The sequence below is a fragment of the Actinomadura sp. NPDC023710 genome, assembly GCF_040639875.1.
GTDB lineage: Bacteria > Actinomycetota > Actinomycetes > Streptosporangiales > Streptosporangiaceae > Spirillospora > Spirillospora citrea.
The window spans coordinates 25,220-45,299 of the sequence record NZ_JBFAGB010000006.1; the positions used below are offsets into that span (position 1 = coordinate 25,220).

Annotated in this window: 20 protein-coding genes; 9 read left to right on the forward strand and 11 right to left on the reverse strand. The window is 72.4% G+C overall.

The window, feature by feature from the left end; translation table 11 throughout:
• Positions 1-15 precede the first annotated feature (15 nt).
• A complete protein-coding gene (locus AB0H37_RS08805) occupies positions 16-468 on the forward strand; it encodes a DUF3598 family protein (protein WP_360612008.1) in 453 nt (150 codons plus the stop codon).
• Positions 469-484: 16 nt separating this feature from the next.
• Here AB0H37_RS08805 and AB0H37_RS08810 read toward each other — a convergent pair whose 3' ends face one another.
• Positions 485-1,243 (reverse strand): GntR family transcriptional regulator, encoded by a 759-nt coding sequence (locus tag AB0H37_RS08810; RefSeq protein ID WP_360612009.1) that lies wholly within the window; start codon positions 1,241-1,243, stop codon positions 485-487.
• Between the two features lie 133 nt (positions 1,244-1,376).
• Here AB0H37_RS08810 and AB0H37_RS08815 point away from each other — a divergent pair, with 133 nt between their 5' ends.
• The gene (locus tag AB0H37_RS08815; protein WP_360612010.1) at positions 1,377-2,870 is read left to right on the forward strand and encodes an AMP-binding protein; all 1,494 of its coding nucleotides are present in this window, start codon (positions 1,377-1,379) and stop codon (positions 2,868-2,870) included.
• Between the two features lie 64 nt (positions 2,871-2,934).
• Entirely contained in the window at positions 2,935-4,176 is a 1,242-nt protein-coding gene (locus AB0H37_RS08820; RefSeq protein ID WP_360612011.1) for a DUF4437 domain-containing protein, read from the forward strand.
• A 293-nt stretch (positions 4,177-4,469) separates the two neighbouring features.
• Here the strand turns inward: AB0H37_RS08820 and AB0H37_RS08825 are convergent, their stop codons facing one another.
• From AB0H37_RS08825 to AB0H37_RS08850, 6 genes are all read right to left on the reverse strand, one after another.
• On the reverse strand, positions 4,470-5,201 hold the full coding sequence (locus AB0H37_RS08825; RefSeq protein WP_329092312.1) for an ABC transporter ATP-binding protein: 732 nt from the start codon (positions 5,199-5,201) through the stop codon (positions 4,470-4,472).
• The gene (locus tag AB0H37_RS08830; RefSeq protein ID WP_360612012.1) at positions 5,198-7,027 is read right to left on the reverse strand and encodes a branched-chain amino acid ABC transporter ATP-binding protein/permease; all 1,830 of its coding nucleotides are present in this window, start codon (positions 7,025-7,027) and stop codon (positions 5,198-5,200) included. Before AB0H37_RS08830 ends, AB0H37_RS08825 begins: the two co-directional genes overlap by 4 nt.
• Positions 7,027-7,896, reverse strand: a complete 870-nt coding sequence (locus tag AB0H37_RS08835; RefSeq protein ID WP_360612013.1) for a branched-chain amino acid ABC transporter permease — start codon at positions 7,894-7,896, stop codon at positions 7,027-7,029. Before AB0H37_RS08835 ends, AB0H37_RS08830 begins: the two co-directional genes overlap by 1 nt.
• Positions 7,893-9,083, reverse strand: a complete 1,191-nt coding sequence (locus AB0H37_RS08840; RefSeq protein WP_360612014.1) for an ABC transporter substrate-binding protein — start codon at positions 9,081-9,083, stop codon at positions 7,893-7,895. The genes AB0H37_RS08835 and AB0H37_RS08840 overlap by 4 nt, the downstream gene beginning before the upstream one ends.
• A 313-nt stretch (positions 9,084-9,396) precedes the next feature.
• A complete protein-coding gene (locus AB0H37_RS08845) occupies positions 9,397-9,741 on the reverse strand; it encodes a hypothetical protein (RefSeq protein ID WP_329092321.1) in 345 nt (114 codons plus the stop codon).
• 37 nt (positions 9,742-9,778) lie between these two features.
• Positions 9,779-10,450: a hypothetical protein gene (locus AB0H37_RS08850; RefSeq protein WP_360612015.1), complete on the reverse strand. Its 672-nt coding sequence runs from the start codon at positions 10,448-10,450 to the stop codon at positions 9,779-9,781.
• 86 nt (positions 10,451-10,536) lie between these two features.
• Here AB0H37_RS08850 and AB0H37_RS08855 point away from each other — a divergent pair, with 86 nt between their 5' ends.
• Entirely contained in the window at positions 10,537-11,409 is an 873-nt protein-coding gene (locus tag AB0H37_RS08855; RefSeq protein ID WP_360612016.1) for a VOC family protein, read from the forward strand.
• Between the two features lie 27 nt (positions 11,410-11,436).
• Here AB0H37_RS08855 and AB0H37_RS08860 read toward each other — a convergent pair whose 3' ends face one another.
• Positions 11,437-11,886, reverse strand: coding sequence for a nuclear transport factor 2 family protein (locus tag AB0H37_RS08860; RefSeq protein WP_360612017.1), 450 nt, complete (start codon positions 11,884-11,886; stop codon positions 11,437-11,439).
• Positions 11,887-12,046: 160 nt separating this feature from the next.
• On the opposite strand from AB0H37_RS08860, the gene AB0H37_RS08865 reads away from it, so the two are divergent.
• Positions 12,047-12,868 carry an IclR family transcriptional regulator gene (locus AB0H37_RS08865; RefSeq protein WP_329092329.1) on the forward strand — a complete coding sequence of 274 codons (822 nt, stop codon included), beginning with the start codon at positions 12,047-12,049 and terminating at the stop codon, positions 12,866-12,868.
• A gap of 2 nt (positions 12,869-12,870) precedes the next feature.
• Here AB0H37_RS08865 and AB0H37_RS08870 read toward each other — a convergent pair whose 3' ends face one another.
• Positions 12,871-13,584 carry a hypothetical protein gene (locus AB0H37_RS08870; protein ID WP_329092331.1) on the reverse strand — a complete coding sequence of 238 codons (714 nt, stop codon included), beginning with the start codon at positions 13,582-13,584 and terminating at the stop codon, positions 12,871-12,873.
• 100 nt (positions 13,585-13,684) lie between these two features.
• Here AB0H37_RS08870 and AB0H37_RS08875 point away from each other — a divergent pair, with 100 nt between their 5' ends.
• From AB0H37_RS08875 to AB0H37_RS08890, 4 genes are all read left to right on the forward strand, one after another.
• A complete protein-coding gene (locus AB0H37_RS08875; RefSeq protein ID WP_360612018.1) occupies positions 13,685-15,100 on the forward strand; it encodes an aldehyde dehydrogenase family protein in 1,416 nt (471 codons plus the stop codon).
• 253 nt (positions 15,101-15,353) lie between these two features.
• The gene (locus AB0H37_RS08880) at positions 15,354-16,811 is read left to right on the forward strand and encodes an FAD-dependent oxidoreductase (protein ID WP_360612019.1); all 1,458 of its coding nucleotides are present in this window, start codon (positions 15,354-15,356) and stop codon (positions 16,809-16,811) included.
• A gap of 87 nt (positions 16,812-16,898) precedes the next feature.
• Complete coding sequence (locus AB0H37_RS08885; RefSeq protein WP_360612020.1) at positions 16,899-17,537, forward strand: isochorismatase family protein; 639 nt, start codon at positions 16,899-16,901, stop codon at positions 17,535-17,537.
• Positions 17,538-17,641: 104 nt separating this feature from the next.
• Positions 17,642-18,460 carry an NAD(P)-binding domain-containing protein gene (locus AB0H37_RS08890; RefSeq protein ID WP_360612021.1) on the forward strand — a complete coding sequence of 273 codons (819 nt, stop codon included), beginning with the start codon at positions 17,642-17,644 and terminating at the stop codon, positions 18,458-18,460.
• Between the two features lie 71 nt (positions 18,461-18,531).
• Here AB0H37_RS08890 and AB0H37_RS08895 read toward each other — a convergent pair whose 3' ends face one another.
• Together AB0H37_RS08895 and AB0H37_RS08900 are read right to left on the reverse strand one after the other, a co-directional pair.
• Positions 18,532-19,452, reverse strand: a complete 921-nt coding sequence (locus AB0H37_RS08895) for a hypothetical protein (protein WP_360612022.1) — start codon at positions 19,450-19,452, stop codon at positions 18,532-18,534.
• Positions 19,449-20,069 (reverse strand): neocarzinostatin apoprotein domain-containing protein, encoded by a 621-nt coding sequence (locus tag AB0H37_RS08900; protein ID WP_329092341.1) that lies wholly within the window; start codon positions 20,067-20,069, stop codon positions 19,449-19,451. The genes AB0H37_RS08895 and AB0H37_RS08900 overlap by 4 nt, the downstream gene beginning before the upstream one ends.
• Positions 20,070-20,080 lie beyond the last annotated feature (11 nt).

Below are 20,080 nucleotides of genomic sequence, written 5' to 3' on the forward strand. Positions count from 1 at the left end.
CCGAAGGGAGACCCCATGGGAACGATCCGCGAGGACATGCCGCTGCTCGCCCGGCACGAGGGCAGGTGGAAGGGCGCCTACACCTACCTCGACGCCGCCGGCACCGTCACCGACCGGCACGAATCGCTGCTGACCTGCACCCTTCCGATGGACGGCGAGTACGACTACCACCAGGTCAACGAGTACGCCTGGGACGACGGCCGCACCGAGAGGCGCGTCTTCCCCGGCGTCTACCAGGGCGGCGGGCGCTGCACGTTCGACACCGAGCGGCTGCGCGGCGAGTTCTGGGAACTGGACGACCGGGTCATCTACCTCAACTGGATCTACAAGGCGGAGGGCGAGGACCTGCGGCTGTTCGAGCTGATCCACCTCAGCGAGGACGGCGACGAGCGCGCCCGCGTCTGGCAGTGGATCCGTGACGGCGTCTGCTACAGGCGCACCCTGATCAACGAGACCAGGATCGGCTGAGCCGCGGCGCGGCGGGTCAGTCGCCGGCGGCCGACCCGTTCCCGGCCTGGTGGGTACGGTCGATGGTCGTGTAGGTCTCGCGCAGGTTCTCCAGGTGCGCGTGGCACGCCTCCCGCGCGCCCGCCTCGTCCGCCGCCTCGATCCGGGACAGGATCTCGCGGTGGTCGTGATCGACGCCGTACCAGAACCGGGCCGGCGCGTTCTCGCGCAGGAACCGCTCGTTGAGCACCCGGAACACCGGCTGCGTGACGACCTCCAGGAACGGGTTGCCGGCCATCTTCAGCAGCACGGTGTGGAAGTGCCGGTTCGGCGCGAACAGTTCCGCCGGGCCGAGCGCGCTCGGGTCGAACAGGGAGCCGCGCAGCTCGGCGCGGAGTGCCTCGTCCCCGCGCACGGCGGCCAGGCCCGCGGCGGGCACCTCCAGCATCTCCCTGATCTCCAGCAGCTGGTCGACCGTGATCCGGGTGTCCAGGGTGAGCAGGTTGAGGCTGGTCGCCAGGTACTCGGTGATCTGGTCGGGCTGCGGGTAGGCCACGAAGCTGCCCCCGGCGACGCCGCGCGTGGTGGTGAGGAGCCCCTGGCTGGCCAGCAGTCGCAGCGCCTCGCGGACCGTGCTGCGGCTGACGCCGTGCTCGGCCGACAGGTCGGGCTCGATGGGCAGCCGGTCACCGGGCTTGAACTCACCGGCGATGATGCGGTCGCGCAGACTGGCCGCGATCTCGGCGTACGCCGGGACGGGGGCGGGCGGCCGGTCGGAAGGTCTCTCAGCGGTCACACCGGGCATCGTACCGCTAAACGTCAGACTTTCTCGCGATCAGCCATTGACGCGCCGTGCGAGCACCCGGCAAGCTCTCACCTACACACAGATCGGAACTCGATTCCAGACCGCGGAACACGGAGGTGGGTGCGTGGCACTCCTCCCGGGCGGCGCCCCGCTCACGATGGCCGGGGGCGTGCGCGAGTTCGCCGCCTCCACACCGGACACCACCGCCGTCGTCGACGGTGACCGCACACTCACCTACCGGGCCCTGGACGCGCGCGCCGGCCGGCTGGCCCAGGCCCTGCTCGCGGGCGGGCTCCGGCCCGGCGACCGCGTCGCCGTCCGGCTCGGCAACCGGCTGGAGTACCCCGAGATCATCGCCGCCGCCGCCATGGCGGGGCTGGTGCTCGTCCCCATCGGGACCAGGCTCACCGACGCCGAGACGACCTACGTCCTGGAGCACTCCGGCGCCCGCGCCCACATCTCCGACACCGAGCCGCCCGTCCCGGTCGAGGTCGTCCTGCAGATCGGCGGTACGGGCACCGCCTCCTACGACAAGGCCCTCGAATCGGCCAGGGCCGCCGACCCGATGGTGCCGGTCGACGAGAACGCCCCCTGCTGCCTCTACTACACCTCCGGCACGACCGGCAGGCCCAAGGGCGTTCTCAGCAGCCACCGCGCCCGGACGCTCATGTGCTACCTGTCCGCCATGGAATGGGGCCTCGGGGCCCGCCGTGTCAGCCTCGCCGTCGCCCCCATGTACCACGGCGCCGGGATGGTCTTCGACTACGCGCCCGTCGTCACCGGCGGCACCGTGGTCATGCTCCCCAGATGGGACCCCGAGCAGATGCTCGCCCTCGCCGAACGGCACCGCGCCCAGTCGGTGTTCCTCGTGCCGACCCACGCGCAGACGCTCCGCGCGTCCGACGCGCTCGGCCGCTACGACGCGTCCAGCCTCGACACGCTCTACTTCAACGCCGCGGCCCTGCCCGCCGTCCTGAAGGACTGGGTCATGGACGCCTTCCCGCACGCCGGCGTGCACGAACTGTACGGGTCCACCGAGGCCGGCATCGTCACCAACTGCCGTCCGTCCGACGCAGGAAGGACCGGCTCGGTCGGCCTGCCCTGGTACATGACCGAGGTCAGGGTCGTGGACGCCGCCGGCGTCCCCGTCGGGCCGGGCGAGCGCGGCGAGCTGTTCAGCCGCTCCCCGTTCCTGATGAACGGCTACCTGCGCGACGGCGACGCCACCGACGGCTGCACGACGCAGGACGGCTTCCTCACCAGCGGCGACATCGTCGTCCGCGACGAGGACGGCTTCGTCTACGTGGTGGACCGCAAGAAGGACATGATCATTTCGGGCGGGGTGAACATCGCGCCCCGCGAGGTCGAGGACGTCCTCGGCGCCTTCCCCGGCGTCGCCGACTGCGCCGTCGTCGGGCGCCCGGACGAGCAGTGGGGCGAGCGCGTCGCCGCGTTCGTCGTCGCCCTCCCCGGCGCCTCCCTCGACGCCGAGGCGCTGCAGGCGCACTGCCGCGAGCGGCTGTCCGGCCCGAAGGTGCCCCGCAGCGTCGAGTTCCTCCCCGCCCTCCCCCGCAACGCCGCCGGAAAGGTCCTCAAGCGCGAACTCCGCGACCGTTGACCCACCGTCCGGCCCCTCGCGGCCCGTCGACACCCGCATCACCGCTACCGAAAGAGGTGCCCCTTTGCGACCCCACGTCGAACTCATCCAGGAGGGTGACTACATCTGGCACGCCGCCGAACTCGTCGGCGGCGAAGGCCGGGCCAGTGAGCGCCGGCTGTCGGTGGACGAGGAGGACGGCTCCTGCTCGCTGCGGATCGACTTCCACACCGACTGGGGCCGCGGCCCCGGAATCCACCACGCCGACACCGAGTACCACGTGCTCGAAGGGTCGATGACCTACAACGGCAGGCAGATCGGCAAGGGCGGCTACGTCTACGCGCCCAGGGGCGTCCCGACCGAGGCCGTCACCTTCAGCGAGGGCACCCGCATCCTGCACTACCGAGAGTACGGCGACGCCGGCTTCGACCCGGTGCAGAGCACCGAGGCGCCGCGCTGGAAGGACGCCCGCGAGGACGTCCTCGTCATCGACACCGAGGCGATGAAGTGGGACGCCGTCCCCAACCCGGGACCGATGCCCGGCCTGTTCATCAAGTACCTGCACGTCGATCCGGTGACCGGCTTCTACACCCGGCTCGTCCACGCCCAGGAGGGCTGGACCGATCACCGCCTCGCGCACCACCCGTGCTACGAGGAGGCCTACACCGTCCAGGGCCACATGGAGTACAACTTCGGCACGCTGGACCTCGGCACCTACTTCTTCCGTCCCGCCCGCGTGAAGCACGGCCACTTCACCAGCATGGAGGGCGGCGCGACCTGGCTGCTGCGCTCCGACGGCGAGCTGTTCAACTGGTACACCCAGAGCGAATGGGTCCGCTGGGGCGGCGAGGCCATCAACTACGGCCCCGGCGAGAGCCGCATGCGCTGGTCGATGTCCTCCCACGACCTGGGCGCCGGCTCCCCCGGCCGCAGCGACCGCGACCTCGCCGACCTGCGCGCCTCCGTCCAGTTCCAGCGCGAGCAGGGCGAGATCGACGAGGACTACGTGCAGCACGGCACCGGCACCGACAGGAGCCTCCTCGCCATCGCCAAGGCCCTGGACGCCGCCCGCCTCCAGGGCGGCCACGGAGAGCACGGCGACCACGACCATGAACACGACCACGACCACGGGCACGGCCCGGTGAACGCCGACTGGGGCGCCGACCCCGGCTCCCTCGAACACCCCGACGAGCGCACCGACGACCTCGCCCACGTCATGGGCGCCGGCCGCGTCTGGAAGAGGGGCGACCCCATCCCCGCGCCGATCCTGTCCAGCCGTCCCGTCCGCAGCCGTACCGCGGGCCGCTGGAACGGCGACGGCATGTGACCCGGCCGCTCCGCTGACCTGCGGCGTGTCGCCCAAGAGCAGTCACTTGAGGGCGGCACGCCGCAGTCCGGCGAAGCCGCGGTTCGAGGTCTGGATGCTCACCGCGGCCGTCTTCGTCATGGGGGCACCGACAGGATCTGGTCGTCGGTGCGCCGCGCGCCATGGCCCGCAGACCCGGACCTCTCAGACGCGGCCCGGGACCCGTCGACGCCCGCGTCGGCCGAGGCGTCGCCGATGGGCCGCGGCGGCGCTCACTGCGCCGGCCGCGGCCGTGTTCGCGATCGCTCCCCCGGTCAGGCCGCGGATTCGCCGCCCAGGTAGAGGGTCTTGACCATCGGGTCGGCCTGGACTTCCGCGGCCGTCCCGGACAGGCCGATGCGGCCCCGCTCCAGGACGTAGGCGCGGTCGGCCAGCCTCAGCGCGATGAGCGCGAGCTGTTCGACGAGCAGCACCGAGATGCCGCGCTCGGCGTGCAGTCGCTTGACGTGGGAGAACATCTCGGCCGCCTTGAGCGGCGCCAGGCCGAGGGACGGCTCGTCCAGCACGAGGAGCTTCGGCTCGCTCATCAGCGCCCGCGCGACGGCGAGCATCTGCGCCTCGCCGCCGGACAGCGTGCCGCCGGCCTGGTCGCGGCGTTCGGCCAGGCGCGGGAAGAGCTCCAGCACCTCGCCCATGAGCTTCTGCGTGCGGGCGCGGCTGCGCCGCAGCGGGAAGTTCCCGAGCTGGAGGTTCTCCAGCACGCTGTGGTCGGGGAAGATCCGTCGCCCTTCGGGGACGTGGCCGATGCCGAGACCGGTGCGGCGCCACCCGGGGACGCGGGTGATGTCCCTCCCGGCGAACGACACCGTGCCGGCGGACGGCTTCAGCAGCCCGGACAGCACCTTGAGGGTCGTGCTCTTGCCGGCGCCGTTCGGGCCGAGCAGGACGACGAACTCGCCCTCCCCGACCGTCACGTCGACCTCGTCCAGGACCTTGACGCCGCCGTAGCCCGCCCTGATCCCGGTCATCTCCAGCAGCGCGGTCATGTCAGGTCCTCCACGAGGTCGGGGCGGCCCAGGTACGCCTCCAGGACCGCGGGGTCGGCGCGGACCTCGTCGGGCGGGCCGCAGGCGATCACCCTGCCGCTGTCGATGACGGTGATCCGGTCGCAGACCTCCATGAGGAAGTCCATGTTGTGCTCGATCAGCACGACCGCCAGGCCGTGGTCGCGGAACGCGCGGCACAGCCGCGCGAGCGCGTCGATCTCGTTGGGGACGAGACCGGTGGCGGGCTCGTCCAGGATCAGCACGCGCGGTCCGGACGCGACCGCGCGGACGACCTCCAGCAGGCGCTTCTGACCGTGCGACAGGGAGCCCGCGAACTGGGCGGACCGTCCCGAGAGGCCGGCGAACGCCAGCAGCGCGGCGGCCTCCGCGCGGGAGGCGGCCTCGCGGCGCCGGTAGGCGGGCAGCCGCAGGACCGCCGACGGCAGGCCGTACTTCTCGCGCCCGCGCATCCCGGCGAGAACGTTGTCGAGGACGCTCTGCTGCTCGAACAGGTGCGGGACCTGGAAGACGCGGGTGACGCCGCGCTCGGCGACCGCGAAGGGGCGGTCCGGGGCCGGTTCGCCGCAGATCAGCACCTCGCCCGCGTCGAGCCTGTGGAAGCGGGTGAGGCAGTCGACGGTGGTGGACTTGCCGGATCCGTTCGGCCCGATGATGCCGTGCACGCTGCCCGCGGCGACGGAGACGTCGACGCCGTCGACGGCCTTGACGCCGCCGAAGTGCTTGACCAGCCCGCGTCCCTCCAGCGCCGGGACGTCCGCGTCGACGGCGCCGGGCAGCACCGACCCGGGGAGCCCGCCCGACGGTTCGCGCTCCTCGCCGTCGGCGGGGCGGCCGAACCGGCCGGCCCGCCAGGTGCCGACGATCCCCTTCGGGACCAGCATCATGGCGAGCAGCAGGGTGCAGCCGAGGAACAGGGTCGTGTAGCGGGCATAGTCCTTGATCAGTTCGACGACGAGGGCGATGACGGCGACGCCGATGACCGGGCCCGCCAGGGTGCCGATGCCGCCGAGGAACAGGCCGACGAAGAACACCAGGCCGTTGTCGAGGATGCCGACGTCGGGGTTGATGAAGCCGAGCTGGAGCGCGTACAGACCGCCGGACAGCCCGGCGATCGCGCCGGCGAGGGTGAACACGAGCGCCTTGGTGCGGGTGGGCCGGATGCCCATGGCGGCGGCGGTGTCCGGGCTCTCCTTGACCGCCATCACCGCGCGGCCGACGCCGCTGCGGATCAGGTTGCGCTGGACGATGTAGACCAGCACGAGTGCGGCGAGGGTGACGTAGTAGAACTGGATCTTGGTGAGGCCGCCGGGGGCGACCCCGACGATGCCGTTGACGCCGCCGGTGACCGCGTCCCAGGCGGTGCCGCCCTCGACGACGATGAGGTTGGCGGCGAGGGTGATCATCCCGAAGTACAGGTAGGTGGCGCGCAGGCTGATGACGAGCACCAGGCCGGAGAAGACGGCGCCGAGCACCATCGCCAGGGCGACCCCGGCGAACCACGGCAGTCCGGCCGTGACGGTGGTGTAGGCGACGGCGTAGCCGCCGAGCAGCTGCATGCCGGTGTGCATCATCGACAGCAGCCCGCCGTACCCCATCGACAGGTTCAGCGAGATCGTCAGGGTCGCGCTGATCGCGGCGGACGCGACGATCCCGTCGTAGTAGGAGGCGTTGTAGCTGTAGAAGCCGGTGATCGCGGGCCAGGCCAGCAGCACGGCCAAGGCCACCACGGTCAGCGCGGCCGGCAGCCGCCGCAGCAGGACGTCCGGCAGCGACGCCCCGGCGGGCGCCTTCGCGAGTGCTTTCATCAGTGCGCCTCCATCGGCTTGCCGAACAGGCCGGAGGGGAAGGCCACCAGGATCAGCGCGAGCAGCCCGAAGGCGACGAAGTCGCCGGTGGTCGCGCCGGCCAGGTTGCGGACGACGGCGTCCAGCAGGCCGACGATCAGCCCGCCGGCGAGCGCGCCGCGCGGCGAGCCGACGCCGCCGATCACCGCGGCGGTGAACCCCTTGATGGTGAACATCAGCCCGGACGCCGGCCCGATGAACAGGATGGGCGCGGCCAGCACGCCCGCGAAGGCGCAGATCACCGCGGCGATCACGAAGCTGAGCAGGACGATCCGGCGGACGGGGATGCCCATGACGACGGCGGCGTCGGCGTCGTGCGAGGCCGCCCGGATCGCGCGCCCGTAGGCGGTGCGGCGCAGGAACAGGTCGTATCCCGCCATCACGGCGAGCGCGACGGCGATGGTGAGCAGCTGCTGCCAGGCGAGCCGCTGCCCGAGCACCTCCAGGTGGCCGGGGGCGAGCGCGGTGGGCCGCAGCGAGTCGACGTCGAAGTAGCGGAGGATGAACAGCGCCTGGAAGATCATCGCCGCGGCGAGGGTCGCGATGATCCAGGCGTACCGGGAACCGGACAACCGCACCGGCAGCATGATCATCCGTTCGCTCAGCAGGCCCATCACCGCGCCGAGGACGAGCGTGGCCGCGAGCGCCGCGGGCCATCCCCAGTGCCACAGCGCGACGACCTGGTAGCTGATCGCCGCGCCGAGCACGACCGGCTCGCCCTGGGCGAAGTTCATGACGCGGGTCGGCTGGAAGACGATCGCCAGCGCCAGCGCGACCAGCGCGTACACCGACCCGGCGAACAGCCCGTCGATCCAGACCTGCGCGCTCACGACGGGGTGATCTCCCTGGTGTACCAGCCCTTGCCGTCCTTCTCCCACTGGTAGAGGTGCACCCGGTGGTAGAACTCGTGGCTCGGTCCCGGCTGGATCGCGTCGCCGGACGGCGTCTGCTCGGCCGTCAGATTCAGGTTCTCGACGGCTTTGGCGAGCTTGGTCGCGTCGGTGCTCTTGGTGGACTTCACCGCCTGCTCGAAGACGTAGACGCAGTCGGCGGCGATGGCCGTGCCCTTCGGCGAGGTGGCGCCGGTCTTCGGGCCGACGTTCTTGCCGTACTTGGACTCGATCGCCTCGATGTGCTTGCGGTAACCCGGCAGCCACTGCGACCGGTCGATGCGCTGGGGGTACTGGTAGAGCGCCGCGGGGAAGACCGCGCCCCTGGCGGCGTCGCCGGCCGCCTCGACGAAGGAGATGTTCTGCATGCCGGAGCCCGCGCCGACGAGCTTGCCCTTGTAGCCGATCTCCGCGGCGGCGGCCATGGTCTTCGCCCCGCTGGAGCTGCTGGACACCATGATCGCGCCGCCGTTCCTGAACTTCTCGACGTAGGCGCGGTGGCTCTGGTCGTCGGCCCGGCTCGTCTGCCAGCCGAGGTACTCGATACCGGCCTGCGGCAGCAGCCTCTTCATGAGGGCGTCGGTGTTCTTGCCGGTGTCGTCGCCCTCGTAGACGAGGCCGAGCGACTTCACGCCCTCCTGCTTCAGCCAGTCGACGACGGTCTTGCCGTCGAGGTCGAAGGGGTCCTGCGAGCGGAAGCCGTAGTTGAGACCGGCGAAGCTGCCGGTGGAGACGGCGGGCTGGCAGTTGAGCTTCTCGTTCTTCTCGTAGGTGCCCTTGGCCGCGTCGTAGAAGGCGGTCAGCGAGGGGCCGACGACCAGTTTGACCGCGTCGTTCCCGGCGAGCTCGTTGGCGGCCTGGACGGCTTTGCCCGGGTCGAGGCCGGAGTCGCGGACGACGAGCTTCAGCTTGGACCCGTCCAGCCCGCCGGAGGCGTTGATCCGCTCGATCTCGACGTTCATCGAGTTCTGCTGGGAGATGCCGAGAACCGCGAAGGGGCCGCTCATCGGGGAGATGAGGCCGATCTGGATCTCCGGCTTGCCGCCCGCGCTCTTGCCCGAGCATCCGCTCGCGGCCACGGCGAGCGCCGCGAGTCCCGCGGTGGCCGTGACAACTGATCTGCGCATCTGCACCTCCGGCAGAGTGTTCCTGTTATCGGAACGCGGTTTCGTAGTGATGGACGGTATAGAGGGCCCGCTCACAGTGTCAATAGGTCTGACTTTTTCAAGGTCTGACGTTTTTGTCAGGGGCTGAACTGGGAGAATGTCAGGATCGGGCCGCGCCCGCCGGGACAGGCACGGCGGAGGCGTCGGCGCGCCGTCGGGCCCGTTTCGGTGACATGACCCATGAGAGCGGAAAGCCGACCCGTCACGAGGAGCAGCGGCTAGCGCGACCGACCTGGACAGGCGGCGACTGCGCGAGGAGGCGAGGGGCTCCTTCTCAGTCCCGCCGCAGACCGACGGGCACGGGCGGCTCGGTGACGATCCGGGTGTCGAGGAACTCCCACCAGTCGTCCTGGGTGACGCGCTCGCCCTCCCATTCCGCGTCGCCCTTCAGGCCGCCGAGCGCGGCCCGGTAGGCGCCCCACGCGGCCTCGTCCTCGAAGGCCGCCCAGTTCTCGAGGGTGTAGACGTCGCCGATCACGCTGTAGTACCAGCGGACCTCCTTCACCATCGGCAGGTCCCGGTAGAACCAGCGCTCGCGGTCCTCCAGCCAGGCCCAGAACTGCTTCTGGTTGCGCCGGGAGCGCTCGCTCAGCTTCATCCGGTAGACGAGGTAGATCATGCGATGTCCTCCAAGTGTTCCGCTGGACGAAACAACGTCACGTGATGGGTTCCGGAGGACATCCTGCAACAGCTTCCCGCTCATGGGAATGCCCGATCCGAACGAAGGCGCGGCCGGTCCGCCCGGAGGGGACCGGTTCGCCCGGCCGCAGGGCCGTCCAGCGCGGCCCGCCCGGACCGGCCGGCCACAGGACGCGGGCCGCCGCCGCGAACGATGCGGGCGCCTGCTCGTACAGCCGGGTCTCCCCCGCGCTCCCCGACCGCAGGAGCAGTCCTGCGTCGGGCACGGGGACGGTGAGCAACCGCGTCCGTCCGCCGGACGGCTCCGGCGGCGTGCCCGTGTCGCCGTCGACCCACGCCGGAACCCCGGAGAACCAGGCCAGAGCCAGTGCACCGGCCTCCGAGCGGGAATCACGGCGGGTGACGGCGGACCGGATCCAGCCGCGCTCGCCCGGCCCGTAGGCCACCCCGGAGACGGTGAGCCGGCCCTCCAGGACGACGAACTCCTCACCGCAGAGGTAGTGCCCCGCGCCGGGCCGGCGCCATCCGGGCGGGAAGCGTACGAGCGACGTCGAGGACCCGTCCGCCGGGTCGATCTCCAGCCGGACCAGCTCCACGGGCGGGCCGGACCCGGGGATCGTCAACGGCTTCCACGGCAGGTCCGGCCGGAGCGGTGCGACGTCGGCGAGATACACGGTCACGAGGCACATCCCGATGAGTGTTTCTTTATTTGGAACATCGTTTCAGCTAGCATGCGCCGCATCCACCCCCGGCCACCGATCTCCGGAGAGCCCCCATGCTCAGCAGCCCCCGGTACGCCGTCCTCGGATGCCACGACCTCCCCGCGGCGGCCGCGTTCCTGCGGGTGCTCGGCCTCACCGAACGACACCGCGGCACCCTGGAAGCCGGTGCCGCCGAGGCCCTCTACGGCCTCGCCGGCCCGGCCGAAGAGGTTCTGTACCTGCCTGAGGGCGCCGAAGCGGGCGGCCTCCTCCTGGTCGCGGCGCCGGAGGGCGGCACCGCGATCGCCTCCGGCGGCTACGGCGTCGACTTCTACACCCGCGACGTCGAGGCGAGCGTCGCCGCCCTGGTCGCCGCCGGCGGCACCGCGTCCCCGCTCGCCCGCTGGGAGCTCGACGGGCGGCCGTTCGCCGAATGCGGGGTCATCGGCCCCGGCGGCATCAGGGTCGTCCTGGTCGAGAGCAGGTCCCGCCGCGCCAGCCTCCTCGACGGCGACGAAGCGCGGCGGCATTCCGAACTGCAGGCCGCGGTCCACCTCGCCTACGGCGGCGACGCGGGCTTCTGGTCCGAGGTCGGCCTCGAACCGCTCTACTCGCAGCGGCTGGTGAACCCGGCGGTGGCCGCGCTGATCGGCATCGGCGACCCGGACGCCGAGATCGTCCTGGACCTGTTCTGGGACGGCCGGGGCGCCCGCGTCGAGCTGATCAGCTTCCCCGCCCTCGACCTGCCGGCGGGCGACGCCGCGTTCGCCTCCGGCATGCGCGGGGGCGTGTTCCCCGTCCCCGACCTGGACGCCGCCCACGCCCTGCTCACCGGCGCCGGCGCCATCACCGGCGCCATCACCGAAAGCGCGCTGCGCGGCGGCCGTGCCTTCACCGCCATCTCTCCCGACGGCGTGCACCTCGAATGCTGGACCGGCCGACGCTGACGCTCAGGTGCGGAGCCGACAGGGCGGTCAGTCGTGGGTGCCGAGTGGGCGGGCGCCGTCGGGCCACCAGTCGCCCGTGCCGTACGGGTCGGCGAGGGGATGGGACCCGTGCTCGTGGACGATGCGCCAGCGGTCGCCCTCGTCGCGCAGCAGCCACGTCATCCGCATCCGGAGCCGGCCCTCGCGCCCGTCCGCGTGGACGTCGTAGTCGAGGACGCCGGTGACCTGTCCGAGGGAGCCGGACTCGAACAGGTGCGGGCCCTCGACCCAGTGGTAGGCGTCGATCCTGATCGGGGCGGCGAAGTACGCCCGCCAGCCCTGCTCGATGCGATCGCCGCCGCGCGTGGTCCACCGCGGCCCCTCGGGGAAGACGTAGGCGTCGGGCTCACTGGAGAAGGCGTCGAGGACGGCGTCCAGGTCACGGTCGACGACCGCGCGCAGCATGGTCTCGGCGGCGCCGAGCGGAGTGTCCGTCACTGCTGATTCCTTTTCGTTCGTGTGACTTCTCACGGAGTGGGCTAGGGTTCCCGGGAGTTGCCAGGACATCCGCGTAGCGGAACGGCTTTACACTGGTCGAAACGGCTCACCTCCATCTCCGTCCGGAGTCCGGCCACAGGTTCGGGAAGGAACCACGTCCATGAGCAGCACCGCTCGCCCCAGCGAGCCCGCCCCGCGCACCGAGGAGCGCGGCGGCACCGGCCAGACCATCGCCACGGTGGAACGGGCCGCCGACGTCCTGATGTACTTCGCCGAGCAGCGGTCGGCGACCCTCGGCGTCACGGAGGTGGCGACCGCGCTCGGGCTGTCCAAGGCGGCGGTGCACCGCATCCTCACCTCGCTGCGCGGGCACGGGCTGATCGAGCTGGACGAGGCGACGCGGCGCTACGCGCTCGGGCTCGGCGCGATGAAGCTGGGCATGGCCTACCTGGAGCGGCTCGACGCGCGGACGGTCGCGCGCCCCGAACTCGTCGCGCTGTCGGAGCGGACGACGGAGACCGTGACGCTGTCGGTGCGGTCCGGCTGGACGCGCTCCTACATCGACCAGGTGACGCCGCGCCGAGAGCTGATCATGTCGGTGACGCTCGGCGTCCCGTACCCGCTGCACGCGGGCGCGTCGTCCAAGGCGTTCCTGGCCTTCCTGTCCGACGACGAGATCGACCACTACCTCGCGCAGCCGGCGCTGGAGCAGCTCACCCCGGCGACGGTCACCAGCGCTCCCCGGCTGCGCCGCGAGATCGAGGAGATCCGCGCCCGCGGGTACGCCCGCTCGACGGCGGAGCGGCAGTCGGGAGCGGCGTCGGCCGCCGCGCCGATCCTCGACCAGCACGACCGGCCGATCGCGGTGATCAGCGTCAGCGGCCCGGTCGAGCGGTTCACCGAGGAGGCCGACTCCTGCGTCGCGGCGCTGCTGCAGACGGTGCGCCGGCTGTCCGAGCGGTTCGGCCACCGTCCCGCCTGACCTCACCACGCCGTGCTGCCGGGCTTGACCACGCCCAGCAGCGCCGCGACGACGACGAGCGTCCAGATGGCGAGGACGTAGGGGATGCTGCCCTGCACGGAACCGCGGATGTCGCGTTCGACCCGGGGGTCGCCGCCCGTGGCGAGCAGCGTTCCCCACGCGGCGCCGAACGGCTTGAGCCTCACCCTGATCATGAGGCCGGCGGCGATGCACAGCGCGTAGGCGGCGGCCTTTCCGGCCAGCCATGCCGGGTTGGACGTGGCGCCGAACGGCTCGTCGGCCGCGAAGGTGTAGGCGGCGGCGCCGAGCAGGACGACGATGAGGGCGCCGCGCACGGCGAGGTCGGCCCGGTGCACGAGGTCGCCGAACCGGCCGGGGCCGCGCCGGTAGTCGGCGATGACGAGCCAGAGCCAGACCAGCGCGAGCGCCCAGACCGCCGCGAGCCTCCAGCCGCCGAAGACGTCGCGGCCGAGGTCGTCGGACGCCATCAGCGTGATGCCGCTCGGCAGGAACAGGACCAGGCAGATCCGCGGCGACATGTCGACGACGTGCATGATCTTCACCGCGACGCCGCGGGCCTCCGCGGACAGCTCGGGTTTCAGGATGAACCGGCTGGAGTAGAAGACGCCGAGGTCGCCGCCGAGCCAGTAGGCGAACAGGACGATGTGCAGCAGGATCGCCCAGCTGTGCAGGGTCCAGCCGTGGGTGCCGGTCACGGGTCCTCCGGGGGTAAACGTCAGACTGTTATTCGTACCACCCTTCGAAGCTGAGCGGAACACCGTTACAGTCATCGGAACAACTTCTCGGGAGGTTCCGATGGCACGACGGATCGGCGTGCGCGATCCCCGCACCGGGCGCGCGGACGGCACCCTCACCTGCGCCGACCCGGAGGCGGTCGGCTCGGCGGTCGTGCGGTCGCGCGCCGCGCAGCGGGGATGGCTCGCCCTCGGCGCACCCGGCCGGGCGGCCGTCCTGCGCGGGCTGCGCGCCGCCCTCGCCGGGCGCGCGGACGCGATGGTCGCGGCGCTCGTCCGCGACACCGGCCGGCTGCCGGTCTCGCGCCTGGAGGTCGACGGCGTCCTGGCGTCCCTGGACCGCTGGTGCGACCGGGCGCCGGGCCTGCTCGCCGATCCCGGCACCCTCCCGACCTCGATGCCGGGGATCGCCCTGCGCCAGGACCCGCTGCCCTACCCGGTGACCGGCGTGATCAGCCCGTGGAACTTCCCGCTGCTGCTCGCGATGATCGACGCCGTTCCGGCGCTGCTCGCCGGCTCCGCCGTGCTGCTCAAGCCCAGCGAGGTCACCCCGCGCTTCGCCGCCGTGCTGCGCGAGTGCGTCGCCGACGTCCCCGAACTGCACGATGTGCTGACCGTCATCGACGGCGACGGCGTCACCGGCGCGGCCGTCGTCGAAGCCGCCGACCTGGTCTGCTTCACCGGCAGCGTGCGGACCGGCCGCGCGGTCGGCGCCGCCGCGGCGGCGCGTTTCATCCCCGCGTTCCTCGAACTGGGCGGCAAGGACCCGGCCATCGTCTGCGCGGACGCCGACCTGGACCGCGCCGCGCAGGCGGTCCTGTACGGCGGGACGGTCAACACCGGCCACTCGTGCATGTCGATCGAGCGGGTCTACGTCGCCGAGCCCGTGTTCGAGGAGTTCACCGGGCTGCTGGTCGAGCGCGCCCGCAAGGTCGGCCTGGCCTACCCGGAGGCGACCGACGGCGAACTCGGCCCGGTGATCTCCGCCGCGCAGGTCGGGATCATCCGGGACCAGCTCGCGGACGCGGTGGAGCGCGGCGCGTCCGTCCGCTGCGGCGGCGAGATCCGCGAACTCGGCGGCGGCGCCTACCTGGAGCCCACCGTCCTCACCGGCGTCGACCACACGATGAAGGTCATGCGGGAGGAGACGTTCGGGCCGGTGCTGCCGGTCATGCCGTTCGCGGACGCCGACGAGGCGGTCGCGCTGGCCAACGACAGCGAGTTCGGGCTGTCCGCCGCCGTGTTCGCGGCCACCACCGAGACGGCCCTCGCGGTCGGCGCCCGGCTGGAGGCGGGCGGCATCAGCATCAACGACGCCTCGCTGACCGCGTTCGTGCAGGACGGCGAGAAGAACGCGTTCAAGTTCTCGGGCCTCGGGGGCTCGCGGATGGGCCCCGCCTCCATCCGCCGCTTCCTGCGGCAGCGCTCCTTCCTGATCCGCTCCCCCGAGGACAGGGCGCCCTGGTGGTTCGCGTGAGGGTCGGGCCGGGGCACGGCGAAGTTCGATCCCGATGCCGGCCGGGCCCCGCACCATGCTCGCGTCGCGGGCGGTACCGCCGGACGCCGAGTGACATGAAGGACTCTTCAACGGAATCGCGTTTCAATTTGCCCGCAACATGGGTCGAGGCCACCGGGATCGTCGATGCGAGATCTTGCGCTGACCCGGCGATCCGGGCACCATGAAGACACAACTTGAAACGGCATTCCGGAAAGCGGAACGGAGGACGAACGTGCCCGCGGACCACCAGTACGACCTCGTCATCGTCGGAGCCGGCACCGGCGGCATCCCCTGCGCCGTCGAGGCCGCGGCGGGCGGCGCCCGGGTCCTGCTGGTCGAGAAGGACGCGCGGATCGGCGGCACCCTGCACACCACCGGCGGGCACATGTCCGCCGCCGGGACCCGCCGCCAGCGCGAGCGCGGCATCGAGGACTCCGTGCAGGCGCATCTGGCCGACATCGAACGGATCAGCGGCGGCACCGCACGCTCCGACCTGGTCGAGCTCGCCGCGCGGCACGCGCCCGAGACCATCGACTGGCTGGACGACCAGGGCTTCGAGTTCGCGCCCGAGTCGCCCCGGATCGTCTACGGCCACGAACCGTACGGCGCACCCCGCACCCATTACGGCAGGGACGCCGGCCTGTCCATCCTGGCCGTGCTCCAGCGCCTCCTGGACGAGCAGCTCGCCGCCGGACGGGTCGAGCTGTGGCTCGGCAGCACCGCCATCGGCCTCACCGCGCCGCCCGGCGGGCCCCCGGGCGTCACGGTCCTGCGCGACGGTGTCCACGACATCGAGGTGACCGCCCCCGCGGTCGTTCTCGCCACCGGCGGCTTCGCCTCCGACAAGGCGCTGTTCGAAGAGATCGAGGGGGCGGCCCTGGTCAGCGCCGCGCACCCCACGTCCACCGGAGACGGCCTGGTCATCGCGCGCGAGGCGGGCGCGCGCATCGCCGGCCGCGGCCGGTACCTGCCGACCTTCGGCGGGCTCCCCCATCCCACGACGCCGGGCAAGGCCTACCACGGCGAGCGGCCGCTGCTGATCGCCGCCGAGCGGCTCCCCTGGGAGATCTACGTCGACCGCGCCGGGCGCCGCTTCGTCGCCGAGGACGAGCCGAGCATCGACCGCAAGGAGCGCGCCCTCGCCGCGTCCACCGACGGCGCCTTCTGGACGGTCTTCGACGACCGGGCGCGGCTCGAGTCCGTTCCGATGGTCATCGGCTGGAGCCCCGAGGACGTGCTGGCGAAGGCCGGGCTCCGGGCCGGCGTGCACAAGGCCGGCACGCTCGCCGAACTCGCCGCGCTCGCCGGCATCGCCCCGGACGGCCTGGCGGCCACCGTCGAGCGCTACAACGCGGCGGCCGCGGCCGGGTACGACGCCGAGTTCGGCCGTACCCACCTGCCCGCCCCCATCGCCGAGCCCCCGTTCTTCGCGATGGAGAACCACGGCATCACGCTGATCACCTTCGCGGGCGTGGACGTGGACGGGGGGCTGCGCGTGCGCCGCACAGACGGGACCGCGGCGGAGGGGGTCTACGCCATCGGGGAACTGATCGGTGCCGCCGCGACCTGCGGGAACAGCTTCTGCGGCGGCATGCTCGTCACCCCGGCCCTCACCTTCGGCCGCCTCCTCGGCCGCCGGCTGGCCGCTCAGGGAGAAACCGGAGACCCGCACGCCGCGGATGGCGGCTGACCCCCGAGACCGGCCGGCGCCCGAACCCGAAGGGACGTCACCATGCCTCGACGCTTCGACCCTCGATCCGAACGCCGGTCCGGTCCGATGCCCGAGCCCCCGGCGGTGGACCTCGCCGAGGACTACCGCTCGGCCGGCTTCGGCGGGCGCCTGGGACCCGGCAGGAGGCCCGCGCTGCTCGTCGTCGACCTCGTGCGCGCCTATCTCTCCCCGGAGAGCCCCCTGTACGCGGCGCCGGCGCCGGACATCGTCGGGCGCGTCGCGCGGCTCGCCCGCAGCGCCCGCGAGCACGGCCATCCCGTGGTGTTCACCTATGTCGTGTTCGCGCCCGGCGGAGCGGACGGCGGCCTGTTCTACCGCAAGGTGCCCGCCCTGCGGCTGTTCGACGAGGGCTCGCCCTGGGGCCTGCCCCCGGACGAGCTCGTCCCCGAGCCGGGCGACCTGACGGTGCGCAAGCAGTATCCGAGCGCCTTCTTCGGCACCTCGCTCGCGAGCACCCTCGTCGCGCTGGGGACCGACTCGGTCGTGATCACCGGGGTGAGCACCAGCGGCTGCGTCCGGGCGTCCGCCGTGGACGCGCTGTGCCACGGGCTGCGGCCGACCGTCGTCGCCGACGCGGTCGCCGACCGCGACCCGCGGCCGCACGAGGCCGCGCTGTTCGACCTCGGCGCCAAGTACGCCGACGTGCACGACACCGCCGAGGTCCTGGCCCGGTGGACCGGCTGAGCGCATCGGCCGTCGCGTCCCCGAGCGGCCTGGCGCCGACCTCTCCCCTTCTCGCTCCCCCTGTGGCATGTTAGGGAAACGCTGTTTCCTTTTTGGAGGTCGCCGTGCGCTACGTGATCGTCGGGTGCGGGAACGTCGGGATGGAGCTGGCGCGCCGGTGGACGGCCCGCGGGCACGCGGTCACCGGGACGACCACGTCCCCCGGACGGGTCGGCGAGCTGGCGGAGATCTGCTCGGACGTCGCCGTCCTCCGCGGCTCGGACGAGGCCGCCCTGGTCGAGGCGGTGCGCGGAGCCGACGCGGTGGTGCTGACCGTGAGCCCGCGGCTGTCGCGTTCCTTCGATGCCGGCCGGCGGGTCGCCGAGTACGCCGACACGCTCGCCGGCAGCGCCCGGGCCGCCGCCGCCGCCCATCCGCGCACCGTGTTCACCAGCTCGGCCTCGGTCTACGGGGCGGGCGGCGGCACGGTGATCGACGAGACCGGCCCGACGACCTCGGACCAGGACGCCTCGCCGCGCAACTTCATCGCGGCGGAGCGGGCCGTGCTGGCGTCGCCGCGCGGCGCCGTGGTGCGCATCCCGGACGTGTACGGGCACCCCCGCGACATCGACTATCCGGCGCGGGTGAGGTTCGCCCACGACCACCTCGGCGGGAGCGTCCCGTTCGCGGCCGACGCGCTGCTCTACCGGATCGACTACCGGGACGCGGCCGCGGCCCTCGACTTCGTCGTGAGCGAGGGGCTGACCGGCGTCTACAACGCCTTCCCGGACGCGGAGGTACCGCCGACGAACGCGGCGGTGTTCGGGGAGATCTGCAAGGCCGAGGGCCTGCCCGAGCTGACCTACCGCGCAGAGATCAGGACCCCGGCGGTGCCGGTGACGTCCGCCAGGCTGCGGGCGGCCGGCTTCACGTTCATGCACTGAGTGGGCGCCGTCGAGGGCCCGCAGGCAGGCTCGCGGGGAGCCCCGGCCGGCGGAGGCTCCCCGCTCCCTTCCTAGCGGACGTACCGGACCGTCACGGCCGGGTCGACGGCATCGCCGACGCCCCAGAGCCAGACACCTGACCACACGTCGCCGAGGACGGTGCGCAGGAACATGGCGCTCCACCGCGCGGACGCCCTGATGCCGGTCTCCTGGGGCACCGTCTGAGCGGACGGGTCGGGAGCGGCCCCGGCCGGGGCCTGGGTGTCGGTGATCCCGTAGTGGTTGGCGCCTGTGACGGACACCAGCATCTTCGGTGGCGCCTGGATCGCCTCGTAGGTCCCTTGGGCCGCGGCGGGCGCCGCGATGCCGTCCGCGGTCCCCTGCACGAGGGCGACCGGGACGGTGTTGGGGACGGGCGGGTTGCCGGAACCGCCGGGCGGGCTGTTGTTGGTGCCGAAGAACGCCGCGCCCTTCAGTTCGGCAGGTTTGACGGCGGGCGTGGCGCAGAACGGCGGAGCGCAGGCGCCCGTGGTGAGGGCGAGCCCTGCCGCGCCGCCGAAGGAGTGGCCGAGCAGGACCAGGGAGCCGGTGTCGATCCTGCCCTTGAGCGGTGAGGCGGCGCGCGTGTCCTCGTCGCGTGCCCAGGAGAGGGTCCACGACGCCTGGGCCTCTTCGGGGAACAGGCCGCTCTGCCCGTAGATGGTGCGCCGGTGGTCGGGCACGACGACCACGAACCCGTACCCGGCGACGGCGCGAGCGTAGGCGGAGTAGGCGGATCTGCCCACATTGGCGCCCTGCAGCAGTAGCGCCACCGGGAGGGCGGCGCTGACGTCGGAGGCGGCGGGCGCGTACACGTCCGCCGGGTCGCCGTTCACGGTGGTCGCGAAAGCGACGGGCGAGTCCTCGTCGGCCGCCGCCCAGGAGGTGGGCAGGACGGAAGTGACCAGTGCGAATGCGGCGGCCGCGGCCGTCGTGGCGCGGATCGGCCTCACGGGCGGCCCTTGCGGCGGCGCGGAAGGATCAGCAGTGCGGCGCCACCGGCCATGACCAGCGCCGAGGCGACGAGCGCGTAGGTGGGCAGGCCGTCGGGGCTGCCGGTGTACGGCAGGTCCCCGTCGCCGCCGGGTTTCCCGCCGCCCGGATTGCCGCCCGAGCCACCGCCGCCGCCGGAGCCCCCGCCTCCGGCGAAGGTGAGGGGGATCTCGGCGGAGTTCGGTCCCTGGTTGCCCGGTGCGGTGACGGCGATGACACAGGCGCCCGCCTTGGCCGTACAGGTGGCGCCGCCGGCCTTCGCCACGAGCTTGATCTCGGCGTTCCTGGACTTCGCCTTCGTCACGAAGTTGCCCTGCGCGTCGGACGCCCCGACGATCGCCCCGCCGGTGTCCTGCGCGGCGCAGTCGGTGGGGAGCTTCGGGCCGGGCTTGCACTCGCCGAGCGTCACGAAGGTCTCGTTGGGGGTCAGGCCGGTCACCTGGACGGTGATCGTGTCGCCGGCCTTCACCCCGGTGGTCCTGCTCGCAGTGATCTTCGGTGCGGCGAGGGCGGGCGGTGCCAGCGCGAGCACGCAGGCGCCGGCGAGTGCGGCGACGGCGCCTGCGCGTCTTCTCATTCGGGACACGG